The 15,964-nt window shown below is 58.3% G+C and carries 14 protein-coding genes; 1 reads left to right on the forward strand and 13 read right to left on the reverse strand.

Annotated elements, in window-relative coordinates; genetic code table 11:
- Positions 1-64 precede the first annotated feature (64 nt).
- The 10 genes from rpsA to HMPREF1153_RS07070 all read right to left on the reverse strand — a co-directional run bounded on the left by rpsA (position 65) and on the right by HMPREF1153_RS07070 (position 11,213).
- Positions 65-1,186 carry a 30S ribosomal protein S1 gene (gene rpsA / locus HMPREF1153_RS07025; RefSeq protein WP_198003329.1) on the reverse strand — a complete coding sequence of 374 codons (1,122 nt, stop codon included), beginning with the start codon at positions 1,184-1,186 and terminating at the stop codon, positions 65-67.
- The gene (ispH, locus tag HMPREF1153_RS07030) at positions 1,183-2,013 is read right to left on the reverse strand and encodes a 4-hydroxy-3-methylbut-2-enyl diphosphate reductase (protein WP_009646236.1); all 831 of its coding nucleotides are present in this window, start codon (positions 2,011-2,013) and stop codon (positions 1,183-1,185) included. Before ispH ends, rpsA begins: the two co-directional genes overlap by 4 nt.
- An 83-nt stretch (positions 2,014-2,096) precedes the next feature.
- The gene (locus HMPREF1153_RS07035) at positions 2,097-2,702 is read right to left on the reverse strand and encodes a lysophospholipid acyltransferase family protein (RefSeq protein ID WP_009646232.1); all 606 of its coding nucleotides are present in this window, start codon (positions 2,700-2,702) and stop codon (positions 2,097-2,099) included.
- A complete protein-coding gene (cmk, locus tag HMPREF1153_RS07040; protein ID WP_009646209.1) occupies positions 2,699-3,364 on the reverse strand; it encodes a (d)CMP kinase in 666 nt (221 codons plus the stop codon). Before cmk ends, HMPREF1153_RS07035 begins: the two co-directional genes overlap by 4 nt.
- A complete protein-coding gene (aroA, locus tag HMPREF1153_RS07045) occupies positions 3,361-4,677 on the reverse strand; it encodes a 3-phosphoshikimate 1-carboxyvinyltransferase (RefSeq protein WP_009646278.1) in 1,317 nt (438 codons plus the stop codon). Before aroA ends, cmk begins: the two co-directional genes overlap by 4 nt.
- A gap of 27 nt (positions 4,678-4,704) precedes the next feature.
- Positions 4,705-5,967, reverse strand: a complete 1,263-nt coding sequence (locus HMPREF1153_RS07050) for an NAD(P)/FAD-dependent oxidoreductase (RefSeq protein ID WP_009646188.1) — start codon at positions 5,965-5,967, stop codon at positions 4,705-4,707.
- The gene (locus HMPREF1153_RS07055) at positions 5,964-6,692 is read right to left on the reverse strand and encodes a pseudouridine synthase (protein WP_009646192.1); all 729 of its coding nucleotides are present in this window, start codon (positions 6,690-6,692) and stop codon (positions 5,964-5,966) included. Before HMPREF1153_RS07055 ends, HMPREF1153_RS07050 begins: the two co-directional genes overlap by 4 nt.
- Before the next feature lie 52 nt (positions 6,693-6,744).
- Positions 6,745-6,936 (reverse strand): hypothetical protein, encoded by a 192-nt coding sequence (locus HMPREF1153_RS07060; protein WP_006192211.1) that lies wholly within the window; start codon positions 6,934-6,936, stop codon positions 6,745-6,747.
- A gap of 20 nt (positions 6,937-6,956) precedes the next feature.
- Positions 6,957-10,352 carry a DNA polymerase III subunit alpha gene (locus tag HMPREF1153_RS07065; protein WP_009646224.1) on the reverse strand — a complete coding sequence of 1,132 codons (3,396 nt, stop codon included), beginning with the start codon at positions 10,350-10,352 and terminating at the stop codon, positions 6,957-6,959.
- A 66-nt stretch (positions 10,353-10,418) separates the two neighbouring features.
- Positions 10,419-11,213 carry a 5'-methylthioadenosine/S-adenosylhomocysteine nucleosidase gene (locus HMPREF1153_RS07070; protein WP_009646193.1) on the reverse strand — a complete coding sequence of 265 codons (795 nt, stop codon included), beginning with the start codon at positions 11,211-11,213 and terminating at the stop codon, positions 10,419-10,421.
- 136 nt (positions 11,214-11,349) lie between these two features.
- Here HMPREF1153_RS07070 and speD point away from each other — a divergent pair, with 136 nt between their 5' ends.
- The gene (gene speD, locus HMPREF1153_RS07075) at positions 11,350-11,817 is read left to right on the forward strand and encodes an adenosylmethionine decarboxylase (RefSeq protein ID WP_009646234.1); all 468 of its coding nucleotides are present in this window, start codon (positions 11,350-11,352) and stop codon (positions 11,815-11,817) included.
- 37 nt (positions 11,818-11,854) lie between these two features.
- Here the strand turns inward: speD and HMPREF1153_RS07080 are convergent, their stop codons facing one another.
- Genes HMPREF1153_RS07080 through HMPREF1153_RS07090 form a run of 3 tightly spaced genes read right to left on the reverse strand, consistent with a single transcriptional unit; the run spans position 11,855 to position 15,948 of the window.
- The gene (locus HMPREF1153_RS07080; protein WP_009646191.1) at positions 11,855-13,393 is read right to left on the reverse strand and encodes a tetratricopeptide repeat protein; all 1,539 of its coding nucleotides are present in this window, start codon (positions 13,391-13,393) and stop codon (positions 11,855-11,857) included.
- A gap of 18 nt (positions 13,394-13,411) precedes the next feature.
- Positions 13,412-14,707 carry a DUF445 family protein gene (locus tag HMPREF1153_RS07085; protein ID WP_009646184.1) on the reverse strand — a complete coding sequence of 432 codons (1,296 nt, stop codon included), beginning with the start codon at positions 14,705-14,707 and terminating at the stop codon, positions 13,412-13,414.
- On the reverse strand, positions 14,707-15,948 hold the full coding sequence (locus HMPREF1153_RS07090) for a DUF445 domain-containing protein (RefSeq protein ID WP_009646218.1): 1,242 nt from the start codon (positions 15,946-15,948) through the stop codon (positions 14,707-14,709). Before HMPREF1153_RS07090 ends, HMPREF1153_RS07085 begins: the two co-directional genes overlap by 1 nt.
- Positions 15,949-15,964 lie beyond the last annotated feature (16 nt).

Raw genomic sequence — 15,964 nt, forward strand, 5'->3', positions numbered from 1 at the left:
AAGGGAGTGATGAATATTCATCACTCCCCGACTTCTTACTTATTCAGCTATGAGGCTTGATCCTTCAGTCCTCGCCGCCCTCTTCGTGGGTGACAGGCTCATCCTTGTAGTAGGAAACGTCCGAAACCTCGGCATCACGTTGCGCCCTCGTGATGGAGAGCGAAATGCGTTTGCGCTTCATGTCGATGTGCAGGATCTTGACCTTCACGATGTCGCCGAGCTGCACAGCCTCATCGGCGCGCGCAATGCGGCGGTCGGCAAGCTCGCCCATCGGAATCAGGCCATCGAAGCCCGGCTCGATCTCCATGAAGGCGCCGAAATCCGTGAGCTTGATGATCTTGCCCTTGATGTGCGTTCCCTCTGCATAACGCTCCGCCTTGTCGAGCCACGGGTCGCGCATCGTGTCCTTGACGGACAAAGAGATGCGCTTCGTCTCGGGATCGAAGTTCTTCACATAGACGTCGACCTCATCGCCGACGGAAAGAACGTCGGACGGCTGCTTCACGCGATGCCATGCGAGATCCGAAATATGCGCAAGGCCGTCGACGCCACCGATGTCGATGAAGGCGCCGTACTCGACGAGACGCTTGACCGTACCGCGGATGATCTGCCCGACTTCAAGCTTCGAGAAGACCTCTTCCTGCTTCTTCTCGCGCTCTTCCTCCAGGAGGCTGCGGCGCGAAAGAACGAGACGCTGCTTGCGGATGTCGATCTCGATTGGCAGAGCTTCCACCGTCTGGCCGACATAGATGGAAAGATCCTTGACGAAGTGAAGCTCCATCTGCGACGCGGGAATGAAGCCTCGCAGACCGTTGACGGATGCAACGAGACCACCCTTGACGACCTGCGTGACCTGCGCCTGCACAGTCTTTCCTTCTTCTTTCAGCGCCTCGATCTCCTTCCATGCGACCATACGGTCGGCACGCACCTTGGAAACCGTAGCGCCATTCTCACCGCCGAGGCTCACGACAAAGACCTCGATCTCGTCGTCGACCTTCACGACATCCTTGGCGGAATCCGGCTCAGGTGAGGCAAGCTCCCTCTTCGAGATGGGAATGTCCGCCTTGAGGCCAGCGATGTTGACATAAGCCTGACCATCATCGACAGCGACGACCGTAGCCTTTACGACATCATGTTCCCTTACCTCCTGCATGGACTCCTCTTCAGCCTCAAGCAAACTCTTCATGTCCTGTTCTTGCACTTTTGATATACCTCCTTGATAATCCAGTCCGGAGTTGAAGCCCCAGCTGTAATACCAATTTTTTTGATTTTATCAAACCATTCGTCCTGCAGCTCCGCCGCAGTTTCGATATGATAGGTTTGGCATTCCTTGGCGCACAACTGCGCGAGGCGCGTCGTGTTCGCACTGTTCTTGCCGCCGATGACGAGCATCAGATCCACTTGCCGCGCAAGCTTGACCGCTGCCTCCTGACGCTGATCCGTAGCCGTGCAGATCGTACGGACGATGCGCACGTCGTTCGACTTGTCCAGCAGATGGAGTACAATCTCCTTGAACTTCGCACCGGAAAACGTCGTCTGCGCGACGATGCCCAAGCGCGCACATGGTGCGACAGCTTCGGCTCCCTCGACGGAATCCACGATGACGGCATCGCCGCCTGCCCATTCGAAGATGCTCCTGACCTCCGGATGAAGCTTCTCCCCTACGATAACGACAGAATACCCTTCTTGAAAAAGCTCATGCGCCGTGGACTGTGCCTTCTTCACATGCGGACACGTCGCATCGACGAGAGAAAGCCCTCGCTCCTTCGCTTCATCATAGACGAGGGGACCAACCCCATGCGAGCGTATGATGACTGTCCCCTTCTCCAACTCGGGCAAGGCATTGACCATGCCGACGCCCTCCTCCGCCAGACGCGAAACCATCTGAGGATTGTGGATGATGGGACCGAGCGTGCAGGAAGTTCCGTCGGGTGCGGCCTGTTCGCGCGCAAGTTTAATCGCACGCTTCACGCCATAGCAGAAGCCAAGGGATTCTGCCAGAAATACTTCCATATATCTACCACCAAATATCCAATGTATCGCAGAAAGGCAGTTTCTCCCCATTTCTGCAATCTATTTTATATTATAGCATAAAATCAATCGCTTATGCTATCATTTTTTATCATTGCGTAAATTTCATCCATTATTTTTTGCGAAAAATCCTGCAGCGCCTGCTTATCCTGCTTTTCTCCTTGAAAAATCAAAGGTTTTCCATAAATGACGCGAAGCTTCGGTAGGAAGCCGCCATTGGCAAAAACATGATCGGTGCCGATGATAGCGGCCGGCACGACGGGAGCTTTTGCCATGGCCGCGAGCAGCGCGACGCCCGGTTCCGCCTTCTTCCTCTCCCCATGGCGGCTGCGTGTTCCCTGCGGAAAAACACCGAGACAGTGTCCTTTCTTGAGTTCGGCGAGAGCCGCCTTGATCGCGCCCCGGTCTGCTGCACCGCGCTTTACGGGAAACGAATGACAGCTCCTTAAGATATAATCCGCGATGAAATTGAAGAAAAGTTCCTGCTTCGCCATGTAGCTGACGGGGCGCGCAAGAAACGTCGCCAAGAGCGGCGGATCCCAGTTGCTCATGTGATTCGCCGCCAAGATCACAGGCCCTTCTTTCGGCATGTTTTCCCTGCCCTCGATTTTGGCGCGAAAAACAAGGGAAAAGAGCATGGCAAACGTGATTTTCAATAGAGCGTAAATCATTTGCCGCACCTTTCTACGATAGCACGCACGACGGCGGCGATGTCCATGCCCGTCGTATCGAGCAGGTCTGCATCCGGCGCCTGCACGAGCGGCGAGATCTCGCGCTCGCTGTCCGCCTTGTCGCGCCGTGCGATGTCCGCTTCAAGCTCTGCGAGCGTCATGTCGTAGCCCTTTTCCTGCATCTCCTTCCAGCGGCGTTTTGCACGCTCCGCCAAGGAGGCCGTGAGGAAAATCTTCACGTCAGCGTTCGGCAGAACATGCGTGGCAATGTCCCTGCCGTCCATGAGCACGCCGCCCGCGTCTGCCATGCGCCTTTGCTGCTCGACCATCTTCTCGCGCACGGAACCCAAGCGCGCCACTTGCGATACGACGGCGCTGATCGCAGGCGTGCGGATTTCGCTCGTAACCTCTTCACCGTCGACGAAAACCTGCGTCCGCTTCCCATCATAGCGCAGACTGACCACGATGTCGGCGACGGCTGTGAGAATCTTCTCATCCGTCAGAGGCTCTCCGGCCTTGAGTGCCTTCCACGCAACGGCACGGTACATCGCGCCCGTGTCGATGTAAGTGTAGCCGAGTTCCTTCGCCGCGAGTTGAGCTACCGTGCTCTTGCCCGCACCCGCCGGCCCGTCGATCGCCACCACGAGTTTCTTTGCCATCATCTTTCCCCCTGTTGCACAAGTCCATCCAACGTCTGATAAAAAGACGGATATGAGATATTGACGCAAGATGGCGCATCGAGCGTCACGCCCACTCCTGCGGCGCCTGCCACGGCGAGCGACATCGCCATGCGATGATCGTCGTAGGTGCGGCAGGAAGCGGGCGAAAGCATGCGCCCGCCATGGATGACCATGCCGTCCTCCTTCGCCTCGACAGCACCCGGGGCGAGGCGATTGAGCTCCGTCGTCACCGCTGCAAGCCGGTCGGTCTCCTTGACGCGCAGTTCCGCCGCACCCGAAATCACGGTGTCGCCGTCTGCGAAAAGCGCCGCGACGGCAAGGATTGGGATCTCGTCAATGAGGCGCGGAATGATCTCGCCGCCAAACGATGTACCACGAAGCGACGCCGCCCGCACGCGGATGTCAGCAAGCGCCTCGCCGCCGCTCTCACGCTCGTTGTCGATCGTGATGTTCGCACCCATGTCGGACAATACATCGAGAATGCCCGTGCGTGTCGGATTGACGCCAACATCCTGCAGGATGATGTCGCTGCCCTCAATCAGAGACGCTGCAACGAGCCAGTACGCGGCAGAGCTGATGTCGCCAGGTACACGGATCTCTTCGGGCGCAAATAGTTCGTCGGCCGGCTCGATCGTCACCTTCGTCCCCTCGCGCTCAATCCTTGCACCGAAGGCGCTGAGCATGCGTTCCGTATGGTCGCGCGAAAGCGCCGGCTCCGTCAGACAAGTCTCTCTTTCCGCATAAAGACCCGCAAGAAGCACCGCCGACTTCACCTGCGCACTCGCGACGGGACTCTCGTAGTCCATCGCACGAAGCGATCCCTCATGCGGCAGTACGGCGAGCGGCAGGAAGCGATCCGCACCGCGCCCTCGGATCGTCGCGCCCATGCGCGTGAGCGGCTCGACGACGCGCCCCATGGGACGGCGCGAGAGCGACGCATCGCCCGAGAGCGCCGAGAAGAACGGCTGCCCCGCGAGAATCCCCAACAGAAGACGCAGCGTCGTGCCGGAATTTCCCGCATCGAGGATGCCCTGCGGCTCTTTCAAGCCATGCAGGCCGACACCCGTGACGAGGAAGGAGGCGTCCGCCTGCCGCTCGACGCCTGCGCCGAGCGCCCTCATGCACGCCGCTGTCGAAAGGCAGTCCGCCGCTTCGAGGAAGTTTCGGACGTGCACCTTCCCCTTCGCTATGGCAGAAAACATCACGCTGCGATGTGAAACGGACTTGTCTCCGGGCACGCGGATCTTCCCCGTCAGCCCTCTCTTTGCCGGACGGATTTCTCTTCCTTCAGCCATATACATCTTCCCCTCAAAATCATGCTTTCAAATTTCTGCCTCTCCCGCACGAGCGGCGCTCCAGCGTCCCGCTGCCGCCCCCATGGAAAACGCTGCCTGCAAGTTGTATCCGCCCGTGAAGCCGTCGACGTCGACGACCTCGCCGGCAAGGTAAAGCCCCGGCACAAGCTTTGATTCCATCGTCTTGGGATCGATCTCCTTCGTCGAAACGCCGCCCGCCGTCACGATGGCCTCGGCGAGAGGCCGCGTCTTCTCAATCGTGAGCACGAGATGCTTGATCACCTCGGAGATTCTCATGCGCTCTTCACGACGCAAGTCGTGCACGGGCTTTTCAGGAGACAAATACGCCGCATCGAGCACGGGCGCGATGAGTTTCCCGGGCAAAAGATCGCGCATGCCATTCTTCAGCGCCTTGTTCCGGTATTTTTCAAAGTCGCGCTGCACTCGCGCCGCAAAGACTTCAGGCGTCAGGGCGGGCTTCAAGTCGAGTACAAGCTCCACGAATTTCCCCGCCGCAAGCGCCTGCGCCGTCATGCGGCTCAAAGACAGAACGATGGGCCCTGTCACGCCGAAGTGCGTGAACATCATCTCGCCGAATTCCTCGCCGATTCTCCTTCCGTCGGCGAGAAGCGTCACGCGCACGTTGCGCAGGGACAGCCCCTGCGCCTCTTTGACCCAGTCCTCCTCCGTGACAAGCGGCACGAGCGACGGCAAGACATCCGTGATCGTATGCCCCAACGCGCGCGCCATTGCATAGCCGTCGCCCGACGATCCTGTGCCCGGATACGAAGCGCCGCCCACCGCGAGCACGACGGCATCGGCACGCATCTTCGCACCGCTCGCGAGCACGACGCCCACCGCATGTCCCTCTTCCACGAGGATCTCAGCGACGCGCGCCTCCGTCTCGATCTTCACGCCAAGCTCATGAAGGTGCCGGACGAGTGCCGCTACCGCATCGGCGGCACAGTCGCTGACGGGAAAGACACGCCCGCCGCGCTCCACCTTCGTCTCCACGCCAAGTTCTCGGAAAAAGTCCCGCACATCCTCATTGTCAAAGGCGTGCAGGGCGCTGTAGAGAAAAGAACCGTTGCCCGGAATATTCTTGACGATCTCGGCGACGGGCGCGACATTCGTGATATTGCAACGCCCCTTGCCCGTGATCATCATCTTGCGGCCGGGCTGTTTCATTTTCTCCAAAAGGAGCACGGAAGCGCCTGCTTCCGCCGCCTTGGCCGCCGCCATGAGGCCTGCCGGTCCCGCGCCGACGACGAGGACGCGCCGCGCACTCATCGCTCTTCTGCGAGGCGATAGAGCGCCTCGACCTCCGCCTTCGTCAGCGGGCGCGAAGCGCCGCGCTTGACGCCGTCCAGCGTGAGCTGCGCAAAACGCGTGCGCTTCAGGGCGCGCACGTCGCACCCCACGGCCTCGAACATGCGACGCACCTGCCGATTCCTGCCCTCGTGCAGCGTGACCTCGACGTCACTGAGCCCCTTTTCCGTCACGCCGTAGACGCGCACCTCCGCCGGCGCCGTCATGCCGTCTGCCAGTTCGATGCCGCCTCGGAGCTTCTTCAGGGCTTCTGGCGTAAGGTCGCCCGCCACCTTCGCACGGTACGTCTTGTGCACGAGAAAGCGCGGATGAAGAAGAGCCTGCGTCAGTGTACCGTCATTCGTAAGGAGGAGCAGCCCTTCCGTATTCTGGTCGAGCCTTCCCACCGGATAGACGCGCACGTCCTTCACGGGCAGAAGGTCGAGCACCGTGCGCCTGCCGCGCTCGTCGGAAACGGTCGAGACGCAGCCCTTGGGCTTGTTCAGCAAGAAATAGACGAGACGCTCCTCTGCGGGAAGCGGCTCGCCGTCCACCGCAATACATGCGGTCGCCGCGTCCGCCTTCGTTCCCGGCTCACGCACCACCGCGCCGTCCACTGTCACGCGCCCCGCCGCAATGAGTTCCTCCGCCTTGCGGCGTGACGCCACGCCCGCGCGGCTGATGATTTTTTGCAATCGTTCTTCCATACTTCACCCTTACCCGTAAACTCTTATTAGACGCATCCGACGCACACCGCGCTCAGAGATTCGCCATATTGCAGACGATGTCGCGCGCCTCTTCCACTTCCGAGGCGAGGACGCGTATCTCGAAGTTCGCCTTGCGCTGGCTGCCGACGGATTTCCGATCCGTCAATATGCCTTCCGCCTCCAGCCTTTCGCAGATCTTCTCCGCCTGCCCCTTTGTTGCAGCCACAAAGATCGATGTCCACATGAAAATTTCCTCCTTCGGCGCTATCTCTGCAGCACCGAGTTTTTGCCGAGCAAGGCCTCGATTTCCTGCACGACGGCAGGAGATGCGTCGAGCCAATACTGCGGCTCCAACTTCTGCCAACGTCCCTTCCGATTCAAAAAGACGACATGATCGCCCCTGTGCATCGCGAAAATGCCGTAGAGCGCATCGAGCGCAGCCGCTTCCTCGTGCTCTGCGGTAAGCGTGATGTAATAATCCTGCCGATAATCGTCGAGCGCAGTAATTGTGTCAGCAAGCACCTTGACGCCGTCGTCCGTGAAATTCACGCGCCCCTGCACGACGATGGCCGCATCGGGAACAAGGAGGTTCACATGCGGGTAGAAGACCGCGGGGAAGACGACGACTTCAACGGAATGCGTGTAGTCCTCCAATTCCAAGAAGCACATCGTGTCGCCCTTCTTCGTCGCGATCCGCTTCGCCGAGGAGACGAGGCCGCCGATGCGCACGAGCTGGCGCTCCTTCTTCTTGCCGTCTAAGATATCCCCGATGGGCACGAGATTCTTGATCTTCTTCTCATGGCGATCGAGCGGATGTCCTGTAATGAAGAAGCCTGTATTCTCCTTCTCCCACGCGAGCCGCTGCACGGCGTCTGCCTCAGCGATGTCAGGAAGCGCGACGTCCTCGGCCTCCTGCATCGCCGCCTCGCCGAAGAGGCCGATCTGCCCGCTCGCTGCATCCGCATGCTTTCGTGCAGCGACGTCGATGACGCGCTCCAAGACGGCAAGAAGCTGCGAGCGGTGCGCGCCGAGAGAGTCGAACGCACCGCATTTGATGAGACTTTCAAGCACGCGCTTGTTTGCCGTGCGCATATCGACGCGCGTGCAGAAGTCCAGGAGCGACGTGAAAGCGCCGCCTTCCTCGCGCACGGCGGCGAGACTCTTGATTGCCGCCTCGCCGACATTTCGCACGGCGGCGAGACCGAAGCGGATGGCCGCACCGTCGACGCTGAAATTCGCCTCGCTCGCGTTGACGTCGGGCGGCAGGATCTTGATGCCCATGCGGCGGCAAAGCTCGATGTAGACGCCGACCTTGTCGTTCGTATCCATGATGCTCGTGAGCATCGCCGCCATGAACTCCTGCGGATAATGCGCCTTCAAGTACGCCGTCTGCCACGCCACGAGCGCGTATGCCGCGCTGTGCGACTTGTTGAAGCCGTAGTCGGCGAAATGCGTCAGAAGATCAAAGATCTTTTCCGCCAAAGCGTCATCAATGCCGTTCTCTCGCGTTCCCTTCATGTACGTCTCGCGTTGCGACATCAGGACTTCATGCTTCTTCTTGCCCATGGCGCGGCGCAGGATGTCCGCCTGCCCGAGCGTGAAGTTCGCGAGCACCTGCACGACCTGCATAACCTGCTCCTGATAGAGCACGACGCCGAACGTCTCCTTAAGGATCGGCTCGAGCAAAGGATGCAGGTACGCCACCTTCTTCTTGCCGTGCCTGCCCGCGATGAAGTCCGCCACCATGCCGCTGCCCAGAGGCCCTGGCCGATAGAGTGCGACCGTCGGAATGAGGTCTTGGAAGCTTTTTGGCTGCAGATCCTTGACGAGATTCGTCATGCCCGCCGATTCCATCTGAAAGACCGCGCCCGTATCGCCGCGGCAGAGCATCTCTGCCGTCTTCTCATCTTCGAGCGGTATCTTGTCGATGTCGATCGTGACGCCGCGGCTCTTCTTGATGTTCTTCAAAGCGTCGGCGATGACCGTGAGCGTGCGCAGGCCGAGGAAATCCATCTTCAAAAGACCGAGCTCTTCCACGTGATCCTTGTCGTACTCCGTCACAAGCGTGCCGTCGGAGACCTGCACGGGCACATAGTCGGTCAAGGGATTTCGCGCGATCACGACGCCCGCCGCATGGGTCGACGAGTGGCGCGGCAGCCCCTCCAGGTCGCGCGCGAAGTCGATGAGCCGCTTCGTCTCGTCGCTCTCCTCATAGATGCTGCGAAAATCCTGCGAATCGGCGAGCGCACGGTCGAGCGTGATGCCGAGCTCTGACGGCACAGCCTTCGCCACGCGATCGACGCTCGCATACGTCATTTCGAGCGCACGCCCGACGTCACGAATCGCGCCCTTCGCCGCCATCGTGCCGAAGGTGATGATCTGCGCGACATGATCGGCGCCGTAGCGGCGCTTCACATAGTCGATAACCTCCTCACGGCGGATGTAGCAGAAGTCGATGTCGATATCAGGCATCGTCACGCGCTCCGGATTCAAAAACCGCTCAAAGAGCAATTCGTACTTCAAAGGATCAAGATTCGTGATGCCCAGGAGATAGGCGACGATGCTGCCCGCCGCCGAGCCGCGCCCCGGACCGACGGCGATTCCCTCGCCGCGCGCATACTTGATGAAATCCCAGACGATGAGAAAGTAGCTGTCATAGCCCATGCGATGGATGATGGAAAGCTCGTAATCGAGCCTTTCGCGCACAGCGGGCGTGATCTTTTCGTAGCGAAGGGGCAGATTCTCCTCGCAGAGCTGCTTTAGGTAGGCCTCGTCCGACATTCCCTCCGGCAACGGAAAATTCGGCAGATGAAGATGCCCGAACTCAAAGTCGACCTTGCATCGCTCGGCGATCTTCTGCGTATTGGCGAGCGCCTCCGGGTGATCGTGAAAAAGCGCCTGCATCTCCTCGGGCGAGCGCATGTAGAACTCCCCTTCGGCATAGCGCATGCGCGTCGGATCATGGACGCCCTTGCCCGTCTGAATCGCGAGCAGGACATCGTGCGCCTCCGTGTCCTCTTTATGCACATAGTGGATGTCGTTCGTCGCCACGAGTCCGACGCCGAACTTCTCCGCCAGCTCGATGACACCCGCGAATGCTGTCTTTTCATCGGGGATTCCATGGTCTTGAATCTCAAGGAAGAAATTCTCTCGTCCAAAGATGTCGATATACTCCTCGACGAGCTTTTCCGCGCGCTCGCGCTCGCCACGCAGGATCGCCTGCGGGATCTCTCCCGCGACGCAGGCGCTGAGGCAGATGAGGCCCTTATGATACTTGCGCAGGATGTCCTTGTCGACGCGCGGCTTGTAGTACATGCCCTCTGTATTGGCGAACGAGACGAGTTTCACCAGGCTTCGATATCCTTCCTCATTCTCCGCAAGAAGAATCAGATGATAGTAGCGCGTGCCGCGCACCTCGGTGCGGTCAAAGCGCGACTCAGGTGCAAGATACGCCTCACAGCCGATGATCGGACGAATTCCCTGCTTCTTTGCTTCCTTATAAAAGTCAATGACACCGTACATCGCCCCGTGATCGGTGATCGCGACGGAATCCATGCCAAGCTCCTTCGTGCGTGCGATAAGCTCGGGAATGCGGCTCGCGCCGTCGAGAAGGCTGTAGCATGTATGAACGTGCAAATGTGCAAAGGGAATCTTCGTCATGGCAGCCTCCTCTATCACTCTTTTATGTTTCGCTTCTTCCTATTATAAAGGAAAACGAGCGAACCTTCAACGCTTCTTCATATACGCTTCGGCAACAGCGAGAACATATTCCTGCAGCGCGGTACCGACAGCGAGATCCCAATCAACGTCACCCGCAAAGACCGTATTGGAAACGACGCGGATCGTGAGGAACGGCACATCGTACGTCTGGCAAATTTGCGCGACGGCGTCACCCTCCATCTCCTCAACCGCAGTGCCGTAGAAATCATGCAGGAAGAGCACGCGGTCGACTTGGCAGTTCCAGCTGTCCGCCGTACCGATGATGCCCTCCGTCACGCTTCCTTTCTTGTAGGAGTTCTTGAGCGCGAGCGCCGTCCGAAAGAGACCCTCGTCTGCTCTGTGAAAGACCTTCTGCGTGAAGCGACGCGCTTCCTTGTCGTAGGCAAAGACGCCGAGCTGGTCGAGTGCCTCTTCATCGACACCCTCACCGCGTGCGCGAAAGTGAGATTTCCATGCCGATATATTGACCGTCTCTCTGCCTATGACAATATCGAAATTCTTTAGAACCGGATCATGCGCTCCCGCCGTCCCCTGATTGATGACGGCGCAGGGGTGAAAGAACTCCATGGCAAGCGCCGTCGTCGCCGCCGCATTCGCCAAGCCCCACTGCGTGCGCGAAACGGCAAGAGGCACGCCATGATAAGTGCCCGAGGCGAAGTACCACTCGCCGAGCCGGTATTCCTCCAGAGCGTCGAGCTGCTCGACTATATGGCTCGTCTCCACCCTCATCGCACCTTGGATGAGCAAGGGCGGCTCCCCCTTGTATGTCTTGCCCGACCGATCTGACAATCCTCCTACCATCCTCTTCCCTCCGTAAAATTCTCTCAAATTCTGCAAATGCGAAATAGTATACGCCTCTAACTTTACATTGTCAACTAAATCCTCTATAATGGAAATGACTAACTTTTCGACTTTACCGCAAAGGAGCGATTCCCTCTTGAAGATCATCGCACGGCATCTCACGGCCGACTTATACAACTGTAAAGAAAACAAGCTGCTCGACATGGAGATGACCGTCGCCTCCTTGAGGCGTCTCACCGAGGAAGCGGGCCTTCACATTCTGCAGGTCGACACGCAGGTGATTGAAAAGGGTCATTTCGTCGTCCTCCTCGCCCTCAAGGAGGGACATCTCGCACTGCACACCTACACGGAACTCCGCTACGCGGCGGGCGATATCTTCCTCTGTGACGCGAATGCCGAGCCTGAAACGCTCTTCAAAGGGCTTAGGAGTTTCTTCAAACCTGAAAAGATTCGCACGACCTTCCTCAAGCGCGGCGACTTCGGCAAGGCCAAGGATATGAAGCCAAAGATCAAGTCGCGCGTCGCGCCGCTTCGGCGCATCCACAACACAGGCGCAAAGGTTATCCGACTTCTCGCGCGTCGCAACCGCAAGAAGAACTTTTGAAAAAAGGCTGCCATCGGCAGCCTTTTCTATTTCACCTTCACTTATAGGCGGGAAGATCCGGCTCAATCGCCGTCGCCGCCTTGTAGTCGCTCTCGGACTCCGCCGTCTTACCCGACAAACGATACAGATAACCGCGGCGATAATAGAATTTGGCATTGCCCGGCTCCAACCGAAGCGCCGCCGTATAGTCGTCGATGGCCTTCGCCTTCTCGCCCATATTCTCCAATACACCCGCACGATTACCAAAGAACGCGGCATTCTTCGGCTCGAGATCGATTGCTGCATCAAGGTCAGCGAGCGCTCCATGAACATCATTGAGCTGGATCTTTTCAATCGCACGCAAGTTGAGAAGATCCGCATTCTTTGGCTCGATCGCCAGCGCCCTCTCAATATCGAGAAGCGCCTCTTCGTTCCGATCCATCAAACGATAAGAAATCGAGCGCTCGATGTAGATGGGAAGTACATCCGACGTATGCTCCAATGCATGCGTATAATCGGCAATGGCTTCATTGAGCTGACCGAGCGCACGATAACTTCCCGCACGATTGAAATAAATGAGCGATGCCTGATCGGCGGGCACGCCTTCCAAAAGATGCGTGAAATCTGCAATTGCCTCTTCGTGCTTGCCCAAACGCTCGAGGCAAACACCACGCCGGCTCAAGGCTGGAACATTTTCCTTTTCGAGCGTCAATGCCGCCGTATAATCGTCCACGGCAGAAGCAAGATCCTGCTTCTGTTCCTTCGCCAAGCCGCGCTCAATATAGGCGCGCAGTTTGAGAACGTCATCGGCTTTTTCGAGCACATGCGTATAGCCATCTATGGCATCATCGAAGCGCCCCAGACGATAGAGCAAGGAAGCGCGATACATCTGCGCCCCCATATCGTCCGGTTGTAAGGCAACGGCTCGATCCATGTGCGCGAACGCCGTGCCACTGTCATTTTGAGCAAGCGCAGTCAATCCCATCTCGAATTCAATAAGCGCATTCCGAGGATCGAAGGACTGCGCCGTAAGAAAATCTTTCTGCGCATCCCCATAGCGCTTCATATCGCGCAAGACGATGCCGCGATTGACGAAAGCCGTCGGATTTTCTCCATTGATTGCAATCGCCCTGCTGAATTCTCTGTAGGCAGCATCGAGATCGCGCTTTTGGTAGCTGTCAATGCCGCTCTGAATTGCGGCGAAGTCCGGCGACTGTCCGGCAACTTCCCCCTGCCTTTTCGGAAGTTCCTGCGCCATCTTGCCCGCATCCGGCTTCGGCAGCGTCTGCGCCGGCTTTGCTGCATCGCGCGAAGCAGCAGCATTAGATGCAGGCTTTTGCTCACGGTGTTCCTCACGCACGGATTCTTGCTCTTGCTCATGCGTTTTCTTCGGCTGCGTTTCCTGCACCTGCTTCTGTTCTTCCGTCTGCTCCGCTTTCGGCTTCTGCGGTTCGACAGGCGCTGCAGGCGCGAACGTCCCCAGGGTACGCGCGAGCGCATCGTCCACTGCAGAAGCCGCAGCCGGCAAACAGCCGCACCAAGCGGCAGAACCCGCAAGAATAGCAGCCAAAGCTGCCGTCTTCATCCCTTTTTTCACAAAATCACCTCATTATATTCAATGGACAAGCTGCAGCAAAACGAAGATGACAAGCCCCAGACCCGCGCCGACGATAGATCCATTCATGCGAATCCACAGGAGATCAGGCTCCACCTTGTCGTAGACAAGATGGTTGAGCTGCTCGTCCGTCAGACGCGCGAGCACGTCGCGCACGATGACGGCGACGAGATCCTGCGCGGCGAGCGCCGAACGCGCCGCGAGATCGTAGAGCAGCCGGTCGATCGCACGCTGCATCTTCTCATCCCTGCCGACGAGCGCAAGCGCACGCCGCAGCTCTTCGACGAGGACGGCAGAAAATTTCTCGCGTAAGAGCGGCAATACTGTGTCGAATCTATGCCTGCCCCGCGCCAAGAAGAAATGCTTCTGCACAAACGCCAAACTTCGCTCGATCGCTTCTTCAAGCGGCAGCCCTCTGAGCATGGCGTCGCGCAGCTCCAGCGAGAAGGAACGAAACTCCTCGTCGGCACAAAGCTCCTCCGCCTTCTCATAGCATACTGCAAGAAATTCCCTCTGCAGCGCTGAATCCTTTTCGGCCAATTCCGTCAGTACGGTCAAGGCCTGATGACGCACGAGGTGAGCGAGATCGGCGAAGTTCACGACGTCCGCGATCTGCCCGATGCCGAGCAGGAACTTGTCCCAAGTGCTCCTGGCATTTTCCTTCGCATAGTTGAAGAGCAGATCCTCGACCTTTCGGGAAAACTCCGGGGCAGCAGCCTTCTCAGCGAGAAACTGCGCCGCCCGCGCGACGAGCACATGGTCGCGCTCGTCGTCGCGCATCCAGCGTCCGATCAAAGAAAAAATTTCTTCGGGACGCGACCGCTTCAGTTCGCTGCGCATCTCGTCCGCAAAGGCATTCGCCTGCTTCTCGCGATCGATGTGCATGGCGAAACTGCGCACATAGTGCAGGAACTGCGCGACGAGTTTTTCCTGCACATCCTCTCGCCGAAGAAACTCAAGCAAGCGAGCGACGAGGTCGATGTGCTGCAAGGCTTGGAAAATCTTGCGGCGTGAAAAAAACTCCTTCTGCACAAGCGTGACCGACGCTTCGATGAAGGACTCGCGGCGGCGCGGCAAAAGCGCCGTATGCCATGGGAAGCCCAACGGCTTCTTGAAGAGCGCCGTCACGGCGAACCAATCGGCAATGCCGCCGACGAGCGCAGCGTCGGCACAGGCGAGAAAGCCGCGCGCCAGGAGACTCTTCGGATATGCGATGACCAACGCGAGCGCCAAGAAGAATACGACAGCGGCAAAGAGCAGCGTCTTGTCCGCCTTGTTCCAAGAACGCCAAAACATCAGCCCACCGCCTTTTCCACAAAGTATGCGATGAGGAAAAGCGCCATGCCCGCCATCGCTCCAACGACGGAACCATTGATGCGAATCATCTGCAGATCGTCATCGACGCGGCTCTCCACGAAGGCGATGAGCTCGTCATCGGAGAAATCCTCCAGCCGTGCCTTGACCATCTGCGTGATGAAGGCGTGATGATCGTTCAGCTCCGCTTCAAGAAGATTCTTGAACATGGTGTCCGCACGCCTCTGCAGACTCTTCCTCTTGATGAACTCATCAATCTTGCCGTCTACAAGAAGAAAGAACGGTTCGCGCCAAAAGGGCGTCTCCCCCTTGGCGTTGCGCTCCAGCCAAAGGGCGAACTGTTCCGAAAGATCGATCCGTTCGAAGGACGTTTCCTTCCACTTTGCAATAGCCTGTTTCAGCGAATCGTTTTTGCCGAGGGAATGCAGCAGTGAACGGAATTCTGCTGCCAGGCGCTCATACGCCTCTCCCTCACCCTTGAGCATGGCTGTGATATAGGCGTCCATGTGCCTCACAGCGATTTCCCGCAAGCGCTCATCACTCAAATCCATCGCCTGAATGACCGTCGCTCGAAGCGACGCCTGTCTTTCATACCGCTCGCGCAGCTCACGAATGTTTTCCAGCAGCACCTCCTGCATCTTCGCGTCGTGCAGCGTTCGGCGCACAGCGCGAAGTGCCACATGCAGGATGCGTGCGCTATTCATCTCTTCAGCAAGCATGTCGAAGAAGCGCGGCAGGAATTTTTCCAAAGGAAAACTCTTGAAGCTCTCGCGAATCGCCGGCCAAATGCGCTCGGCTACATGCATCGCATCCATCGTCTCAGCCGCACGCAAAAGCACTGCGAAGGAGATGTCCTTGATCCGCTCGCGCCCGCCGCGTTCTTCAAGATAGGCGACGAACATCTGCGCCATGTCAATCTTCCTCGCTACAGCCATGATGTTCGCCGCACTCAGAAGATCGTTGGCAGCATAATCGACGAGCGCCTGCATGATGCGCGTGCGATTCCGGCGCAGGATGTCCGTACGGTAGGATATGCCCAAGGGCTTTCGGAAGATCGCCGTGACAGCGAACCAGTCGGCAAGTCCGCCGACTGTCGAGGCGAGAAAAGCCGCCTCCAGAAGATCCCAGAGGAAACCGCTGCCGACCATAGGCAGGACGGCGAGCGTGCCGATGACGCTGACAGAAAGCGCGAGCGTCGCCTTATACTTTTTCTGCAAGACCATATCGCTCACCGAAACC

The sequence above is a fragment of the Selenomonas sp. CM52 genome (assembly GCF_000292955.1).
GTDB lineage: Bacteria > Bacillota > Negativicutes > Selenomonadales > Selenomonadaceae > Selenomonas.